This is a genomic window from Methylobacterium phyllosphaerae (assembly GCF_001936175.1).
GTDB classification, from domain to species: Bacteria; Pseudomonadota; Alphaproteobacteria; order Rhizobiales; family Beijerinckiaceae; genus Methylobacterium; species Methylobacterium fujisawaense.
In genome coordinates this window covers 4,493,204-4,509,264 of sequence record NZ_CP015367.1, presented here as the reverse complement: position 1 = coordinate 4,509,264, position 16,061 = coordinate 4,493,204, and the positions used below count along the sequence as shown (strand labels likewise).

Annotated in this window: 10 protein-coding genes and 3 pseudogenes; 7 read left to right on the top strand and 6 right to left on the bottom strand. The window is 58.0% G+C overall.

The window, feature by feature from the left end:
- Nucleotides 1–55: 55 nt before the first annotated feature.
- From MCBMB27_RS20475 to MCBMB27_RS20470, 3 genes are read right to left on the bottom strand one after another with little or no spacing between them, the layout of a single operon-like run.
- Nucleotides 56–2,029: a S41 family peptidase gene (locus tag MCBMB27_RS20475; protein WP_083683637.1), complete on the bottom strand. Its 1,974-nt coding sequence runs from the start codon at nt 2,027–2,029 to the stop codon at nt 56–58.
- 17 nt (nt 2,030–2,046) lie between these two features.
- Nucleotides 2,047–2,334 (bottom strand): hypothetical protein, encoded by a 288-nt coding sequence (locus MCBMB27_RS29740; RefSeq protein ID WP_139231671.1) that lies wholly within the window; start codon nt 2,332–2,334, stop codon nt 2,047–2,049.
- Between the two features lie 32 nt (nt 2,335–2,366).
- On the bottom strand, nt 2,367–3,221 hold the full coding sequence (locus MCBMB27_RS20470; protein WP_075381162.1) for a leishmanolysin-related zinc metalloendopeptidase: 855 nt from the start codon (nt 3,219–3,221) through the stop codon (nt 2,367–2,369).
- Between the two features lie 893 nt (nt 3,222–4,114).
- On the opposite strand from MCBMB27_RS20470, the pseudogene MCBMB27_RS20460 reads away from it, so the two are divergent.
- Nucleotides 4,115–4,866: pseudogene (locus tag MCBMB27_RS20460) on the top strand (IS5 family transposase).
- A 1,787-nt stretch (nt 4,867–6,653) separates the two neighbouring features.
- Nucleotides 6,654–6,938, top strand: a pseudogene (locus tag MCBMB27_RS20455) (helix-turn-helix domain-containing protein); the annotation flags it as partial.
- Nucleotides 6,939–7,090: 152 nt separating this feature from the next.
- Here the strand turns inward: MCBMB27_RS20455 and MCBMB27_RS28910 are convergent.
- From MCBMB27_RS28910 to MCBMB27_RS20440, 3 genes are all read right to left on the bottom strand, one after another.
- Nucleotides 7,091–9,277: a S8 family peptidase gene (locus MCBMB27_RS28910; protein ID WP_159020360.1), complete on the bottom strand. Its 2,187-nt coding sequence runs from the start codon at nt 9,275–9,277 to the stop codon at nt 7,091–7,093.
- The gene (locus MCBMB27_RS28905) at nt 9,249–10,064 is read right to left on the bottom strand and encodes a S1 family peptidase (RefSeq protein ID WP_159020358.1); all 816 of its coding nucleotides are present in this window, start codon (nt 10,062–10,064) and stop codon (nt 9,249–9,251) included. The genes MCBMB27_RS28910 and MCBMB27_RS28905 overlap by 29 nt, the downstream gene beginning before the upstream one ends.
- Nucleotides 10,065–10,339: 275 nt before the next feature.
- A protein-coding gene (locus MCBMB27_RS20440) for an IS3 family transposase (RefSeq protein WP_091955416.1) occupies nt 10,340–11,442 on the bottom strand; the annotation gives its coding sequence in 2 pieces (ribosomal slippage) (nt 10,340–11,187 and nt 11,187–11,442; 1,104 coding nt in all).
- Nucleotides 11,443–11,551: 109 nt separating this feature from the next.
- Between MCBMB27_RS20440 and MCBMB27_RS30620 the strand changes: the two are divergent.
- The 5 genes and pseudogenes from MCBMB27_RS30620 to MCBMB27_RS20410 all read left to right on the top strand — a co-directional run.
- Nucleotides 11,552–11,704: pseudogene (locus MCBMB27_RS30620) on the top strand (transposase); the annotation flags it as partial.
- The gene (locus MCBMB27_RS20425; RefSeq protein WP_335633094.1) at nt 11,662–12,651 is read left to right on the top strand and encodes an IS3 family transposase; all 990 of its coding nucleotides are present in this window, start codon (nt 11,662–11,664) and stop codon (nt 12,649–12,651) included. The pseudogene MCBMB27_RS30620 and the gene MCBMB27_RS20425, both read left to right, overlap by 43 nt.
- Nucleotides 12,652–12,836: 185 nt before the next feature.
- On the top strand, nt 12,837–13,496 hold the full coding sequence (locus MCBMB27_RS20420; RefSeq protein ID WP_139231569.1) for an 8-oxoguanine DNA glycosylase OGG fold protein: 660 nt from the start codon (nt 12,837–12,839) through the stop codon (nt 13,494–13,496).
- A gap of 274 nt (nt 13,497–13,770) precedes the next feature.
- Complete coding sequence (locus tag MCBMB27_RS20415; protein ID WP_075381158.1) at nt 13,771–14,772, top strand: metallophosphoesterase family protein; 1,002 nt, start codon at nt 13,771–13,773, stop codon at nt 14,770–14,772.
- A gap of 215 nt (nt 14,773–14,987) precedes the next feature.
- Nucleotides 14,988–16,049, top strand: a complete 1,062-nt coding sequence (locus tag MCBMB27_RS20410; protein ID WP_075381157.1) for a DUF4268 domain-containing protein — start codon at nt 14,988–14,990, stop codon at nt 16,047–16,049.
- Nucleotides 16,050–16,061 lie beyond the last annotated feature (12 nt).

Below are 16,061 nucleotides of genomic sequence, written 5' to 3'. Positions count from 1 at the left end.
GGCCTATGCCCTCTGCCACGCCGCATGAGTCGAGCTTAGTATGCGTGCTTGAACTTTACGGCTGGGCCGTCAAGCGTCGGGAGCAGACGAGCTGACCCACCGCGTAGCCACGCAACTCGATCTTCGCCCCTGGAGGCGCGGAAGTGGTGCTTCGAACAGAGTCGCCGACGACGTCTAGGGACGCCTGCGGACGGCCGTTGACGAATACGTCTACGTACTCCACGCCCATCGTGACCAGGTCGAGCTGGATTTTGCCATCTACCCGGCTTTGGGTGACACGGAACCGGTAGGCACGCTTCCCTGCCAAGAGGCGAGCGGCGTGCGCAATGAGGTCGACGTTATCGTTCAGCACGTCGGTCCGAGTGACGTCGTGACGTTCATCCGGAGGCACGCCAAGGTCCTCGAGCTCGGTGCCAGCCTCCGGACCGACCCGGAGAGTCCGGCGAACGGCCACCCGGAAATTGGCCCCCTTCGGAAGGACGCCGAGAGGCGAAGGAAGTCCTGCATTCACGAAGAACTGGTTGATGATGTCTACTGTCCAAACGTTGGCACCGCCAGCTCCGGTGTTGCCGTCCACACCCAGTATCGTGCCCACCTGATGGTCGCGGAAGCCGGCCGTGAATATGTCGGTTGTGCTGTAGCAGCGCGCGTCGGTTATAAGGACGGTGGGCCCGTAGTATCCCTGGCCGATGTCGTTGCATCGCTCCGGCGCAGTGATGGGAAAAGCCGTGGAGAAGGCCGCTCCCGTTTCCAGAGCGCGCTGAAGCGACGGCGCCCAATCCTTGAATGCTTTGACGGATTTGCAAAGCTCGAGGCAAGAGGGTGTGTAGATGAACTGGAAGCGTGACGGCTCGACTGTCTTTGGCGTAAGCAGCTGGAGGAGCCTTTCGCCAGCCCAAATCAGGCCGCCTCCATTTCCCCTTACGTCTATGATCAGACCGTCGTCGGGCATCTCCGGCAGTTCGATGAGTCGACGAAACTCGTTCACAAACGGCTCATCGGCGCCGACGTTGAACGTGAAGATGCGAACGTAGCTGTACTTCCGACCGTCCACCTCGACGACCCGCGCCGAAAAGACGTCGGGCATGGTCGACTCGGTGCCCGTCAGTGCCGCCGCGCTTTGGAGAGTTCCGCCTGACGCGGCGATCACGGCCTGGGCCGAGTTGATGTTCCTCTTGGCGGCTACGATCTCTTGGGCAAAGAGCATCTTGTTAACACGCTGGAAGGTGTCGCCTTCAAGATCCAGGCCGAATGCCGCCGCGGCCTCGACGGACATCTCCGGCGTCCCGGCCTGTATCTCAGCGGGCAAGTCGCTGATCGTCCAATCGATCCGTGTTTCGAGACTTTGCCCGCCGAGGCTTTTGTACCCCACCGTCACCCACTCCTCGTCAGGTGGGGGGGCTATGTTCATGGCTCGCTTCGTCAATCCCGCTACGCCACGCGCATGCCGAGCCTCGGGATTGCTGCCCGCATGGTAAGATGCAGCGATGTCGACGGCACGTTCAATGGGGATACCATTCCAATGTTCGATCTCGACGCCCGATACGAAGTTCGGATGGCTGAAGCCACTTGTGGTCTTCGAGACGATGTAAGTACGGCGGCCATTCTCGATGCAGGCTTCCACCCTGAAGGGTAGGAACGCAACTATCCTCGCAAAGTGCGAAGGAAGTATGTAATTGGTGTGGAGATCCCGAAGCGACGTAAAAATGTCGGTCATTTCGTGATGAAATGCCAGCTCGCTGGCGACTTGGGAAAGATGCCGCCGCAGCAATCTCAGTCGCTGAAGCGGATCCACTGCGTGCATCGCCCTCTTCAAAGGAAGATGAACGTAGAAGCTCTCGAGAAGGGTGATCGCTTCGTCGACGATTGCCTCCATATCGCTTTTGGAGAGCTTGTCGATCGTCGACAGGAATTCACTGATGCCCTTTCCAGTGGAAAGGGCAGCCTTGACGCTGTCATCGGCGGCCGCCACCAGGTCCTGAAGTCGGCCACCGCCATCATACTTCGGCTCCCGTGGCACCTGTGGCATATTTGTTCTCCCGCCAGCTACAGCTTCCTCAAGATCTCGTATTCGACTTGTACGTAGAACCCTCGATCGCCTGCAACCCAACAATGGCGCTCGCCGTCGTCCACGATCAACACGAACTTTGTGGCTGTTTCGAGCACGCCGCCGAATGGCTTAGCTGATCCGATCTCGTCGCCATAATTAAACTGCAGAGACCTGATCAGCTCATGCGTGAATTGATTGTGTGGAGTCGCGATAACGTTCTTGGCAGATATCAAGGACGTTCCGGGGAGTACCTGCGCTTCGGATCTCTCAACGTCCTCATCCATCCTTCGCAGTCCTACCGCGGCAGAATGTGCCGCTACACCAGGCTGTCGTCCGGCAGGAGCTGCGGGATATTCGTGATGACGATGCCTCGGCTCTCGTCGGGCTCGTCCGTCAGCACGCCTGCCTCGGCAAGTTCGAGATGGCCTGGGAGCACATAGGGGTCCGCCGTGGAGCGGTCGATGGTGTACCCGAGGTCGCTCAGGCTCTCGAGGGTCATGAGGCTGAGGGGATTGCCAGCCTGGCTTACGAAGCCCGTCATGAGTTCGGTGCCGAATACAGTTTCCCGCCAATGGCCCCCTGCAGTTCCTGGCCCGCCTGTGTTCTCGACTGGGACCGGCAACGGATTTGCAGCCCCGCGAAGCTGGCCGTAGGCGCGCATGGCGTTCTGACCAAGGAACACAGGATTCGGCGTGCCAATGCCCTGTATGACATCCTTCCGCGCCCATATCGTGCCGATCCCAATGACGTGGCCCATCTCGTGAGCGATCACGTCATCCAGCGTTCCCTTCGTCTCCATCTCGGCTAGGTCGGCGGTATCGAAGGTCATCTCGCCCTTCGCGGGGAGGAAGGCCGCCGCGCCAGCGCCAGCAGGACGTAAGCGCGTGGGTCCTGCTTGCCCGAGGACCCGTCCCGGACCGTCAATGGGAGCGCCCTGGGCGAGGATGAGTAGGTCATCGATAGTCTCCCCATCGACGACGACACTCGGAAGGTCGCCGGTTATCGCCCGTGTCCACCGGTCCGCAGCACCCTTGAACGCGCTCTTCTGACGGTCAGTCAGGCCACCTAGGAACCGAACCACGATAGTGTAGGCGCTGGGTGCGGGCCCGGCTCCAGTGGCGATGGCCGCCTCGGTGCCACCCCTAGCGACGTAGGTCTCGACCTCTGCCATGCCTCCCTCCCACTCTCCCGTGCGGGTCACCGGCTGCGGTCTTAATCGCACGAGGAACCTCAGCTCAGCACGTTTCATAGCAAAAATCAAGTTCTGCTCACAGTTATGGCAGCTTTCTTAACTGAATTGATCGTCGCATGCGCTGAGGCTCGGCCTCCGATCCAAAAGAATTTATATCTCCTAGCGTTTTTCACCCGTAAAAATAGGTCTATATTTTTTCATATAAAATTTTATGACATCCCAACCAAAGAAAGCCAAGGCGTCGCATCCTATTTTGACGCGCCACTACGCCAACATAAATCGTTGATATGGAATCGTCCCATGCGTGAAGGCCGACTAATATCTTGGAACGGCGCTGACTTGCTTCAACATCGCCTACAACAGCCGCCGTCAGCGCGTCCTGAAAGGCCACTCACCCGACAGGGGCCTGAGCGAGCAGCTGAAGGCGAAGCCTGAGCTCGCCAAGCCGGCCACCAAACCGCCGGACCCGGGTGCGCGACCGAAAGCCTTTGAAGTAGCCGCACGCGCTAAGAAGGTCTCGCATCCAGACATCTTGATTCGCTCCCGATCATGTTGCAACGGCTGGGAAGGACGGCGCCCTCGGTCTCGGCAGCCGCGCCAAGCCCCCGCTCCCGTGCGGGAGAGGGCTGGGGTGAGGGACGGGAAGGACCAGGTTAAGGCGCGCCCTCGGGGCCCGATCCCTCACCCAGCACTCTGCGAGAGCAGATTTCTGCCACACGGGGGAGTGGACCCGCGCCTCGTTCGGTACGGGCTCGGCGATCACCCCCGACCCGATCCGATCGGGAATTGCTCTAGGGTGTGAACCGAACCAAGCCATTGCACTGTTTGGCAGTTTATGATTCCAGGCGGCCGCTTGCGGCCTGGAGGTGACGATGGCGAACCTGTTCTGGCTCTCAGACGAGCAGTGGGCAGTGATCGAGCCGTTCATGCGCAGGGACCAACCCAGACCCGAGCAGAAGGACGACCGGCAGATTATCTCGGGCATCCTGCATGTCCTGACGTCGGTCCGTGCGCTGGCGCGATTGCCCGGCCGCGTACGGCCCGCGCACCACGGTCTACAACCGCTTCAATCGCTGGTCGCGGCGCGGCTTCTGGAAGGTGAGGCTGACCGCGCTGGCCACGGCTGAATGGGCTGGCGATGCGGCGGCTCTCGACAGCAGCTACGTCCGGGCTCACCGGTCTGCCCATGGCGGGAAAGGCGGGCAAGGGCGCAGGCCATCGGCCCATCGCGCGGTGGTCAAACGACCAAGATCCACGCACTCACCGATATCCTCCGCCGGTCCGGCGTCCTCCTGCTGACGCCGGGCAACGCCAGCGACGTAACGGCCGCCCCAGCGGTGCTGGCCGAGGTGCCCGCCGGATCCACCGCCTGAGTGCCGACAAGGGCTACGACGCCGATTGGCTGCGCACCGACCTGCGCCGGAACGGCATCACGCCCGTCATCCCGGGCAAACGCGGCCGCAAACGCCGGATCCGCCATAACAGGTCTCGCTATCGGGAGCGCAGGCGCATTGAGGCGATGTTTAACCGCCTCAAAGACTTCCGTCGCATTGCCACGCGCTACGACAAGCTCGCCCGCAACTACGCCTCAGCCATCGCTCTGGTCGCCGTCCTCGCGTTCTAGTGCTGATCGAGTCCAGACCCTAGCACTAATCTGGCAGTCTCGCCGGAGCGTTCGCGGCATGCTAACTTTCTAGGAGGAGTACGATTGAGCGGTGTCGTTTCGACAACTTAAGGCTGTCTTTGGCGATGGACAATATTTCGCTTCAGAGGCCATTTTATGCCAAGAAAGATTTTTGCCAGAGTGGCTGTAAGGGACCGATAAATGTCAGCCGCAACTCGTTCAGATCGTATTTGTGCTGCTCTAAGATTCGCTGCTGTGATGATTGCATGTAGCCCTAGCAGCGTCTATGCTGGGCAGCGCACCATCGAGCTAAACGAGAATCCGACTTTATTAAACACTAAAAAGGGAGTTCTGAGTATCACAATACGTCGAGACCAGAAGTGCAATGATGCAGTTTGCTTTTTCGATCTTTTTTTCAATGATATATATCTTATTACCACCAAATTCATCAGATCGTCGCCCGTAATATATGACGAACAAGGTAATAGTACTGTCGTGCTTCGTGCCAGAACAGAAAACTTCAGTGGCGTAGTGACAATCTTTCTAGGCAATCCGGACCATCCCGACGACTGCGGCACGGAGGAGCATCAGGGCGAGTTAGCGAACAGAAAAGGATTTTTGGTAGGGGGAAAGCAATCGTATGAATTAGTCAAGGGATTCGGATGCCTGTCAGCCTCAACCAACGTGCAAACGAGGTGATCCAATGGCGATTATATTAAAATCCCATCCATCCGTCCCAAACAGCGAACAGCAAAGATTGAATAGTATTATTAATCTGGTAAACAGTTCTGAACTATACGGCTCGAAAAGTCGCATTGTTGATCTTACGTTTGACGAACCAAATGCCCTGCCGCTTGCTCTCAGAAAGAACCCAGATCTCTCAGGCTTTACCTCAGCTAGTCGGCATGTCTACCTTAACCCTCTTTTCGCCGGGGATCGCCCGCTTGAGGATCGCTTCCTTCATGAACTGGTGCACGTACTTGAGCCTGGGATTGCTGCAGGACGAGCTATCGGGACTCACCCGCTAGCCTTCTACGAACGTGAGAGACGGCTATATAACGCCATCGGACGCCCATTCGACATCCATGACTCATTTTACGAGACGGATTCTCAAGTCTATGCAAGGCTGATCAACCCAAGGCCAGCGCTCGCCTCCGCTCAGGCCGCAGGCAGAGCGCAACCATTCTCAATTGAGACGGAGGCGGCTGCGAACAAACGTCCTCCTATCTGCCTGCATGACAGCTCGACTGGGAGTTACCCTCAACAGGTACGTACGTTGTTGTTACTCGGAATGATCTCGCTAGGAGCCGCTGCCGTGCTTTGGATCTACAACGAACAGCGGCTTGCAGGCAGGTAATAGGGGCATGTTCAATTCGAGCATCTCACGCGAGCTCAGATCGAGGGCAAGCCGGCCATCGAGGTTTTGTTTGCCAGCTTCGATATCACCCTGCGCGAGGCCGCGTTCTTGCCTGTGGGTGGCCAGATCAGCGATACTTCGACTTCCGTCTGCCCCAAGCTGGTGATCAGTACGGCGTTTGCAGCGCCTATTGTGCCGATCATGAGGCAGCTGTCGCAGGGTCTGCACCTCTATAGCGATCCTGGGACCGCGAAGACCACGGCCTTCATTGTCGCCGGGCTACATACAGGATCGCGGCGGAGAAGGATGTCATCAAGCTCGCCAGCTCCGACGTCGGGCTTGATGACCTGGACGTCGGACACAACGGCGTCCTAGTGCAGTGACGCGGACAGAGGATTCATGCTGACGGCGAGACGTGTGAGTCTGGGCGATGGCTCAGACGTTATGCGCGCCTCATGATGCGACCGACGCGGCACGGCTGGTTGCGATCGCCAGAGACCGCTCCCGTCGGCTGAAGCACATCCAGCGCGCCCGCATCGTCCTGCTTTCGGCCGAGCGTATGAGTGCCCAGGACGTCGCCCGGCGGGCGGGCGTTAGCCGCCCGGCCGTATGGCGCTGGCAGCGGCGCTACGCCGAGGCGGGTGTCGAAGGTCTGCTGCGCGACAAGACAAGTCGGCCCGGCACGCCGCCCCATTCGACCGAGACGGTAGCCGATTCACACCCCACAGTGCGCCCGTCCCGACCTAGCCTTGAGCAAACATCATAAAAAACCAAGGTCGACGACTATACCCATCGCAGTATAACGACCTTGTTTGCCGCGCCGACCCATCTCGACAGCGCAGTCTTCGAAGGCCAAATCCAATTTGCTTATGGATGAAAGTGCGCTCTTGTGAGGTCAAAATCTTTATTTGGACTTAGATAAAATTTATGACCATCGTCAGACTCAAAATTCAGATTGAAATCTGATTTACTTGAATTACAGTCACGCTTCCAAAGCACGGTATCGTCGCCTTCCTTAATCCAAGACAAAACTTTGGCCTTCCCCTCAACCGAGTAGACAACCAATTTCTGAATTTTCCCCGCGTAAGATGACATTCCACACAAAGATATGACAGCCGCGTCGTCGCCAATACGGCCATGGAAAATGCTCGTTCCCGTCTCGTCACGCACGCGAACAACGTCGCGATAAAGGGTTAACGCCGTTGGGGCATCAAGTATCCCGCCCGAATAACTGGCATCTATTACTCGGCCATCAATTTTCGCCGATGTCATCAGGCGCGTTTTAATCTCTGCTGGACTCAGTCGTTCAGCTGCCAGCAATGAAGCAACAAAGCTGACAAGAGGTGCGGCAAGGGATGTCCCTGCCAGAACAGCAGCTACCGGCCACTTTGTCGTTCCATTGTCTTTACCCTCATAAACGGGGACGCCACAAGATGGGGCGAGCAGATCGACACGCGATGAATGCCTGTTACTAGACTTCCACAACTCACCAGAGGGCTCATGGCCACCAACAGTTATGACATACGCACCATTAGCATTCCCCCGGTCGCCTCCATACTTTGCAGGCCAGCTTTCCTCCCAGCCTCCGCTATTTCCAGCGGCAGCCACAACTACAAAGCCCGACCCGTATTTAGATAATTGTGTGTCGATCTGCGGATTGCTTCCAATTTCGAAGCTATAATTTACGACCTTAGCACCAATGTCGTAAGCATATTTAAATGCATTCCCCAGCGCTTCAGGAGCGCTAAAAGTTGCCGGTACTCCATTCCTCATAGTGGACGCGGTAGCTACAGAGCCAATCTTTTGAATATGGCTAATACCAGTCGCTCGGGATCCAAGTGCAGCAGATACGACAGCCGCACCGTGCCACCGCATGTCTCGACCCCCAACATAGTAGGGACCCGAGGTGCCGCCGCCCGTCCTCAGAGTTGCCAAATTTACGCCTTCACTAGTAAAATCTGGCTCGTCTTTACCGCCAAATTGCGTCAATTTCGCACGCATTGATTGCACAACCGGAAACGAGGTCGCCGGGTATCCGGGGTTAATTCCCCTAAAATCAAATCCAGTATCAAGAACCAAGACCGTACTTTTATCCACCGACAAATCTAGGCCGGTCCGAAACGCCTCGTTATCATTTAAGCTCGCTGCCAACATCGAATATGGCAAAGGCCACTGTTCGAGATCCGTCGTAGATAGGCAGTCTGCTTTATCCCCAGTCAATGGAAGTGGAAGTTTTGCCTCAAATCCTCGCCTCGCCACTGATGAGACATCAACTTCATCATAGGCAGTTGCGGCTTTTAATTGCGAGAGGGCGGCGTCAAGGGCGAGACCCGGCCGAAGCTGAATTGTTTTTGAAAGTGGGATTTGTGTCGGAATCTTTACCGACTGCCCGGCAAGAATTTTGTTTGGGTCAACAATCGGAACGCTCCCTTCTGATGACGATAGGACTATTTCGTTGGCGGTTTTCGCGCTTATCTGAGAAAGAACCTTTATTTCTTTCGCTACCGGAATAGAAATTTTAGACCCAAAAATCGATAAAGTCACGCTATTATTGATATGCTGTCGACGAGACGCGCTGAGTTTCGCATCAATCGGACTCGAAGGCAGGACCGCGGGAGGAAGATATTTGCCAAGCGTATCGCCTCTCTGGAAATTTTTCAGCTCGGCCGCGGGGCGAGTTGCACAGGCAGGCAAGATCACGTTCTTGCCAGCCGGTAATAATTCGCTGATATTACTATAATCTAACTTCGGATTATTGTCTTTAACGAGTCGGAAATAAACAGGATCAACGGGCCCGCATTTTACGCCCACAATCTTACTGATAGTATCCTCAGGGCCGGTGATCACTTTTTCGGACTCACCAATACTAGCTATGGCCAAAACAGTATTTGGAGTAGCGTCAGCCGGAAGCGTTATCTGTATAAATTCTCTATCCGACGCCAATGCAGCCGCCGCGCATGCTAGAAACAACACGCCGAAAAACATACCGCATTTGATATGGCTGTGCCGAATTTTCATAGCGATTTTAAGGGTGACAGGCGCCGGGAATTTCATCGTATCCGCACACAGAAACCGCGTGCTTTGACTTCCAAGATTGAATAAATTTAGAAATTTCAGTATCAGCAATATCTGTGACATTTGATCCGGAGAAATCTATTTCCCTTGTAGAATTAACGCCAATGACGACGCGGGTCAGAGGTGAGGGGGATTGTGGTCCTTCTGCATAAGCGGCACCTCCACTATCTCCCTCGCAAACGACCGCACCACCGCCGCCCGAAAGATGAATTTTATTGGAGCCTCTGTTCACGACTTGAGTTGTGCCGCTATACAAATAAGGCGCTGTTTCTCCGCTTGGCTCGGTGCACCCATATCCAAGCAGCCTAACCACAGCTCCTTTCTGAGGTATCGAGGATTTTGTATTTATTTTCTCGTATCGGGCACCTCCAAGCGAAATATCGGTCGGAGATATACAAAGAGCTATGTCATTATCATGATAGGGCGCCCCGCTGTAAGAATTGTGATGCTCGCATCTGACTGTTACATTCCCGAAATCTGATTTTACCACCATTGAGGCGTCGTTATCAACACAATGCGCCGCCGTGAGGACAACGCGAGGGCCAATTATTGTGGCCGTGCATTGGAATGTACCTTTTGATGTAGTTGTTCTTGATATACGGGTAGCTGGCCATAACGATCCAGGAACTGGATAGCCATTCAGAACTTTCGGAATACTTTCAGGAATAGTTACTGGAGGAATGTTGAATGATGGCTCGTCTGCCATAGCGATCTTTGGATGAACGAACAAAGCGGAGGAGAAGGCTGCTAACAGTCGGAGTTTCATTCCCACCACCTCCATGTCAGATCGAATCGGAGCTAGATTATAAAGATAGCACCACGCCGCGACAAAGCATCTGCATTTTTCGAGATCCTTCGCAAAATTTAGGTTTTCGCCGCGGATTCAGCTCGAAATGAACAATCTGGCGAACGGAAGTTTGGAACGGGGTTCGAAAGATGTTAGTGTCCGTCCTCAGACGGGTGATTCGCCCCTAGTGAAGTGGCCCGCTCTGATGTATGGCTTTCGGGCCAGTGCAGTTGACCCGGTTTGTAGTCCACGACCTATGCGATTTTTCGGGCTGTGACAGCTTTGTTGGCGAAGTCTCGGGGCGTCAAGCCGCCCAGGGCCGTATGGGGTCGATCCTCGTTGTAGTGGTACCTCCAGTCCTCGATGCGTTCACGGGCATCGGCTAGCGATAGGAACCACGAAGCGTTCGGGCACTCTGCCCGTAGGCGGCCGTTGAACGACTCGATGTAGGCGTTGTCGGTCGGCTTACCCGGTCGGGAGAAGTCGATCTCAACCCCGTTCAGATAAGCCCATTGGTCGAGCATGCGCCCGGCGAATTCCGGCCCATTGTCAACCCGTAGGCTCTTTGGACGACCGCGGAGCTTCACCAGTCCGTCCAGGGCCTCGGTCACCTGGAAGGCGCGGAAATTGGCTCGCGGTGTGAGCGAGAGCGCCTCTCGCGTATGGCAATCGACGACCGTCAGGATCCGGAATGGACTCGCGTCGAACACGCGATCGGACATGAAGTCCATGGCCCAGACCTCGTTTGCACCGCCGATCGCGGGCCGCCCTTGTCGGTAGCGCCAGGCCCGTTTGCGTTTGGGCAGCTTGGGCCGGATCGACAGCCCTTCGTCCCGGTAGATCCGGTAGGTGCGCTTGTGGTTCACCTCCCAGCCCCCCCGTCGCAACAGGATGTGCAGCCGCCGGTAGCCGTAGCGCACCCGTGCGGCAGCGAGCTCCTTCAGCCGCATGCGGAGTGCCACCTGAGGGTCGGCGCGCTTGCGGTAACGCTGAGACGAGCGGCCGAAACCGGTGTCCTGACAGGCCCGACGCTCGCTGATGCCGTAGGTCACCTGCAGGTGACCGGCGACCTCGCGGCGAGCGGCGGGCCTCACCACCTTCGCTTGAGTACATCCGGCAGCATGGAGCGGTCCAGCGTCAGGTCGGCGACCAGCCACTTGAGCTTGCTGTTCTCGTCCTCCAGCTGCTTCAGCCGCCGGATCTCCGGCACGCCCATGCCGACGAACTGCTTCTTCCAGCAGTAGAACGTCGGCTCGGACACGCCCATCTTCCGGCAGACCTCATCCACCGAGGCGCCGTTCTCCGCCTGCCGCAGAGCAAAGGCGATCTGTTCGTTCGTGAAGCGCTTGCGTGGCATGGCATCCACCCTCCTTCAGGGTTCAGGATGTGACGTCCCCCCATCGCTTTGGTCCGGCGTGAGTGCGAGTTTTCCGGTTTCGTGAGCCCCTGAGGGGAGGAGCAGAGCCGTGAAGAAGAGCAGGTACACCGAAGAGCAGATCGCCTTCGCGCTGAAGCAGGCCGAGACCGGGACACCGGTCTCGGAGGTGCTGCGCCGGATGGGCATCTCCGAGCAGACATTCTACCGCTGGAAGAAGCTCTACGGCGGCTTGGGGACGGGCGAGTTGCGGCGGCTGAAGCAGCTCGAGGACGAGAACCGCAAGCTCAAGCAGCTCGTGGCCGATCTGAGCCTCGACAAGCACATCCTGCAGGACGTGCTCGCAAAAAAGCTCTGACGCCTGCTCGGCGACGCGAGCTCGTGCACCAGGTTCAGGAGGCGCACGGGGTGAGCGAGCGGCGCGGCTGTGTCGCGCTCGGCGTCGGTCGGTCGGGCGTCCGCTACCGCTCGACCAAACCCGATCAGGCACCGCTACGGATGCGCATCTGCGATCTGGCCAAGAGCCGGGTGCGCTACGGGTACTTCCGGATCTACATCCTGCTGCGCCGGGAAGGTTGGCGGGTGAATCACAAGAGGGTCCACCGCCTCTACCGGGACGAGGGGCTGAGCCTGCGGCTCAAGCGGCCGCGCCGGAACGTCAGCGCGGCACACCGTGAGCGTCAGCCTGCTGCGCTCCGGCCGAACGAACGCTGGTCGATGGACTTCGTCTCCGACGCGCTGTTCGACGGCCGCCGGCTGCGGGCCCTGACGGTCGTCGATGCGTTCACGCGCGAGGCTCTGGCGATCGAGGTCGACCAGGGCATCAAAGGCGAGCAGGTCGTGGCTGTCCTCGGCCGCTTGGCGCTGCTGCGCGGAGCACCGGGCGCGATTCAGGTCGATAACGGGCCTGAGTTCGTCTCGAAAGCCCTCGACCGCTGGGCCTACGAGAACGGCGTCACGTTGGACTTCTCGCGCCCCGGCAAGCCGACCGACAACGCGCTGGTCGAGTCGTTCAACGGCCGGCTGCGCGACGAGTGCCTGAACGCGAACTGGTTCTTGTCGTTGGCCGACGCGAGGAGCAAGATCGAGACGTGGCGGCGGCACTACAACGAGAGCCGTCCTCACACCGCCCTGGGGTGGCGAACGCCCCAGGAATTCGCCCTGGCGGCGGCCCTGCAGGCCGCCGAATGAGATCCGGAAGCTCACCTTGCGGCCGGACCAAAATCCGGGGGACCCTCAGATGCCCGAAAAACTTGCGCTCGACGCGGACCAAGTTGCTGGGTCAGGCTCAGGTCGGGATATGTTCATGAGACGGGCCAGAAAATCGGTGCTATCGAAAGCGTAGCAGAGGCCTCAGCCCGCAGTGGATGACGACGATGGTCCACGACACGCACTTCGCCGAGTTCACCCGGATTGCGCAACCGAACTCGGGCTGGACGGGAGCCATTTCGGCGCGATGGGCCTTAGCGCTGCCTAGTTATGACGGCGGCCCATTACCCGTCGGTCGGCTCACCCGCCAGGAGTTGCGTGCTTTCTGCAGCGACACGGCGAACAGCGCGGAAGCTTGCTTTGTCGCCTGCATGGCTTGGGGCGGTATGAACCGGTCTCACGGTCGCGACGCGTGGAGCGAGCGCGCGAAGTGGGTGCCGATCGTCGAGCGGATGCGGGCAGGCGGATTATGCCGGGCCGAGGCGTACCGGCGATTTCACAATGCTGCCGTGATGGGCCTCGGCCCGGCATATTACACGAAGCTGATCTTCTTCACGCGCCCGGAGCTTGACGGGTTCATCCTCGACCAGTGGACCGGCAAGTCGGTGTCGCTGCTATTCACCGCGCCGATCGTCACCATCACCGCCGCAGGGTGGGTCAGGCGGGCGAACGACGCACTCGTCTACCAGCGGTATTGCGAAGCGGTCGAGCATCTCGCGGCGGAGGTCGGGGTCACCGGCGAAGTTGCTGAGGAGATGATGTTCTCACGCGGTGGCAAGTTGAAGCACGCGTGGCGGCAATACGTGCGGACAAACTGGGCGGCTTGACAAGAAATTCGAAGCCGCCATAACCGCAGTGAGCCCTTCTCACGCAGCCTGGGATGGCTGGCGACCCCAAAATTCGCCTTAGCGGGGCCCAGCAGGCCGCTAAACAAGATCAAGAGGATCACCTTCCAGCCAGTTTAGAATCCGTCTTTAGATCACGCGCTCCAATACACGCGCTAAATTTCGCGACCGAAAGTTAAGCATCCGAAATCTATGGTGCCGCCGAATCTCTTTAATCACTTTAAATTTCGGTGGCTTAGCCAAGCTTACGCCATTCATGAAGCTCCTGGCCATCTCAGACATTCACGGCAAAGTCGGGTCCGTCATGCGGCTCCGGGAGCTCACCGACAACAGTTTCGACGCCATAATCCTGGCAGGTGACATCGGCAAGGATCTCGACACGACTACACAGGTGTTCGACATCCTAACCAGCTTCGACTGCCCGATCCTGTACGTTTACGGCAACTGGGATCATAGTCTTACCTACGATCACGATTTCGGTTTGCGCGCCCACCATCTCCACAACGCTCCGTTCACGCTGGATGGCTGGTCATTCACGGGATTCAGCGGTGTCGATGCGAACTGGGGTCACAACCCTGTGGCGGCTTCGATCACCGCGGACCTCGATGCTCACTACGATGCTGGGTTCGCGGAGATTGACGGGCGCATAGAGGCGCTGGAGCGTGAAGAACGCGAGATGCTGGCCGCGTGTGTGGCGCTACCGCCGTTGCCGAACAAGGCGCACCTGAGACCGGTGTGGCCGTTGCGTCGGTGGTTGAGCAATCTGCGGGAGAAGCGAAAGCAGCTCGAACCCGCGATGAGGGCGAAGTACCAGGAAGGCTACAGAGAGATTGCGCGGGCCAACCGTCGGGAACTCGTAGCCCGGATGGTCGGTCATCCACCGGAGCGCACCATCGTGGTGACCCATGGTCGGCTTACCAAGACGGCCCAGGATATGCCGGTCGTTCCGCTCTTCCTGTTCGGGCACAGCCACGGATTCACGGACACCCGAACGGGTAGGTCTCGCTTCATCAACGTGAGCGCGTTGGACCATGTCGTCCCGGTGATGCCAAAGCACGCCACCAAGCGGATCTGGAATGAGACTCGTGCGGCCGATATCGGCGCCTACACGATCATCGAGATCGACGATCAGATCGTGGTGGTATCGTACCCGCTGCGCTCGATGCCACTGGGTTGGGAGCGAGTTTCGGGTTCGACCATTGGATTAGGCTTTAAACCGCTCAACCAGGGCGAAGCGCTGTTGAGCCCAAAAAGATGATACAGGGGCCGCGAGTCTCGCATATATATTCGTAAACTGACGGGAGAGTGATTCGCCGGACATCGAGTTTCGGCGGCTGCTCGACATGAGTAGAGGATCGGCAGACGTAGTTTGACCAAGTTTTCGATGACTATTGTAGTAACAGTCCCGAGATCATCCAAGATCGCGGCGACAGTGCTCGACCTCAGAAAGTCTACGCCTTTGCGGGTTCGTCGATGATCAAGCTCGGCCGTATCATCCCCGTCGACGTTCGAACAATCTGGACGAACGAGGCCAGCCATTTCACTCCCTGGCTCGCCGACGCCGAAAACCTAAACCTGCTCGGTGAGGCCCTTCACCTGGGAGAGCTCACCCTTCAAACGACCGAGCGCAGCGTCGGGGATTTCTCGGCCGACATCGTTGCGGTTGACGAGGGTGGCGTAGAGGTGCTGATCGAGAACCAGCTCGAACCTTCCGACCACCGCCATTTGGGCCAAGTGCTCACTTACCTTGCTGGCCTGGGTAGTGATGGAGCAACCGTTGTCTGGATCACAACGCGTTTTCGGGAGGAGCACCGAGCGGCTATCGATTGGCTTAATCGTCAAACTGGTGACGGCTTCGATTTTTTTGGCGTAGAGATCGAGGCAATCCGCATTGTCGACAGCCTACCAGCGCCGCGTTTCAACGTGGTGGCTATGCCGAATGATTGGACCAAACAGGCTCGGCAAGCCGTCCGTCGAGCGACATCCGACGCGCCGAGCGAGGTTGGCTTGCTCTACCAGGAGTACTGGCTCGGGCTGCGGCAGGAGTTCGAACAATCTGGTGGGACAGGACGGTTCCCGAAGGCTTGGCCGAGACATTGGCTGCCGTTCGCGATCGGGCGATCGGGATTCCAGCTCTCGGCAGGCTTATTCCGCGCCGAACGGCAGATCCGCTTTGAGCTTTACATGCACCAAAACGATATGCCGCCGAAGCTGGCCTATCGTCAGTTGGAAGGGGCGAGTGCTGAGATTGAGGCGGCCTATGGCCGCCCGCTGGAATGGCAAGAATTGCCAGAGAGTCGTGCCTCGCGTCTCGCCGTATACCTCAAGGAAGCGGACGTGTCTGACCGTGCAGACTGGAAGCGTCAGCACCGCTGGATCATTGATCAGCTTAAGCTGTTTCGGCACGTGTTCGCGGGCCGCATTAGGTCGCTGAACCTGGGTACCTCCTCAAGCTTAGCGGGGGAGGACGGAGCCAGTCCAAATGATGCAGTTCGCTCGCCCGACTTCCCCATTGGCGTAACGGAGAATGGGTGAAGCTGACCCATT

What these genes read in the sequence shown, in the direction of transcription:
- MCBMB27_RS20410 (WP_075381157.1), top strand. Translation starts at nt 14,988, where the DNA reads ATGATCAAGCTCGGCCGTATCATCCCCGTCGACGTTCGAACAATCTGG.
- MCBMB27_RS28905 (WP_159020358.1), bottom strand. Translation starts at nt 10,064, where the DNA reads ATGAAACTCCGACTGTTAGCAGCCTTCTCCTCCGCTTTGTTCGTTCAT.
- MCBMB27_RS29740 (WP_139231671.1), bottom strand. Translation starts at nt 2,334, where the DNA reads ATGGATGAGGACGTTGAGAGATCCGAAGCGCAGGTACTCCCCGGAACG.
- MCBMB27_RS20470 (WP_075381162.1), bottom strand. Translation starts at nt 3,221, where the DNA reads ATGGCAGAGGTCGAGACCTACGTCGCTAGGGGTGGCACCGAGGCGGCC.
- MCBMB27_RS20415 (WP_075381158.1), top strand. Translation starts at nt 13,771, where the DNA reads ATGAAGCTCCTGGCCATCTCAGACATTCACGGCAAAGTCGGGTCCGTC.
- MCBMB27_RS20475 (WP_083683637.1), bottom strand. Translation starts at nt 2,029, where the DNA reads ATGCCACAGGTGCCACGGGAGCCGAAGTATGATGGCGGTGGCCGACTT.
- MCBMB27_RS20420 (WP_139231569.1), top strand. Translation starts at nt 12,837, where the DNA reads ATGGTCCACGACACGCACTTCGCCGAGTTCACCCGGATTGCGCAACCG.
- MCBMB27_RS28910 (WP_159020360.1), bottom strand. Translation starts at nt 9,277, where the DNA reads ATGAAATTCCCGGCGCCTGTCACCCTTAAAATCGCTATGAAAATTCGG.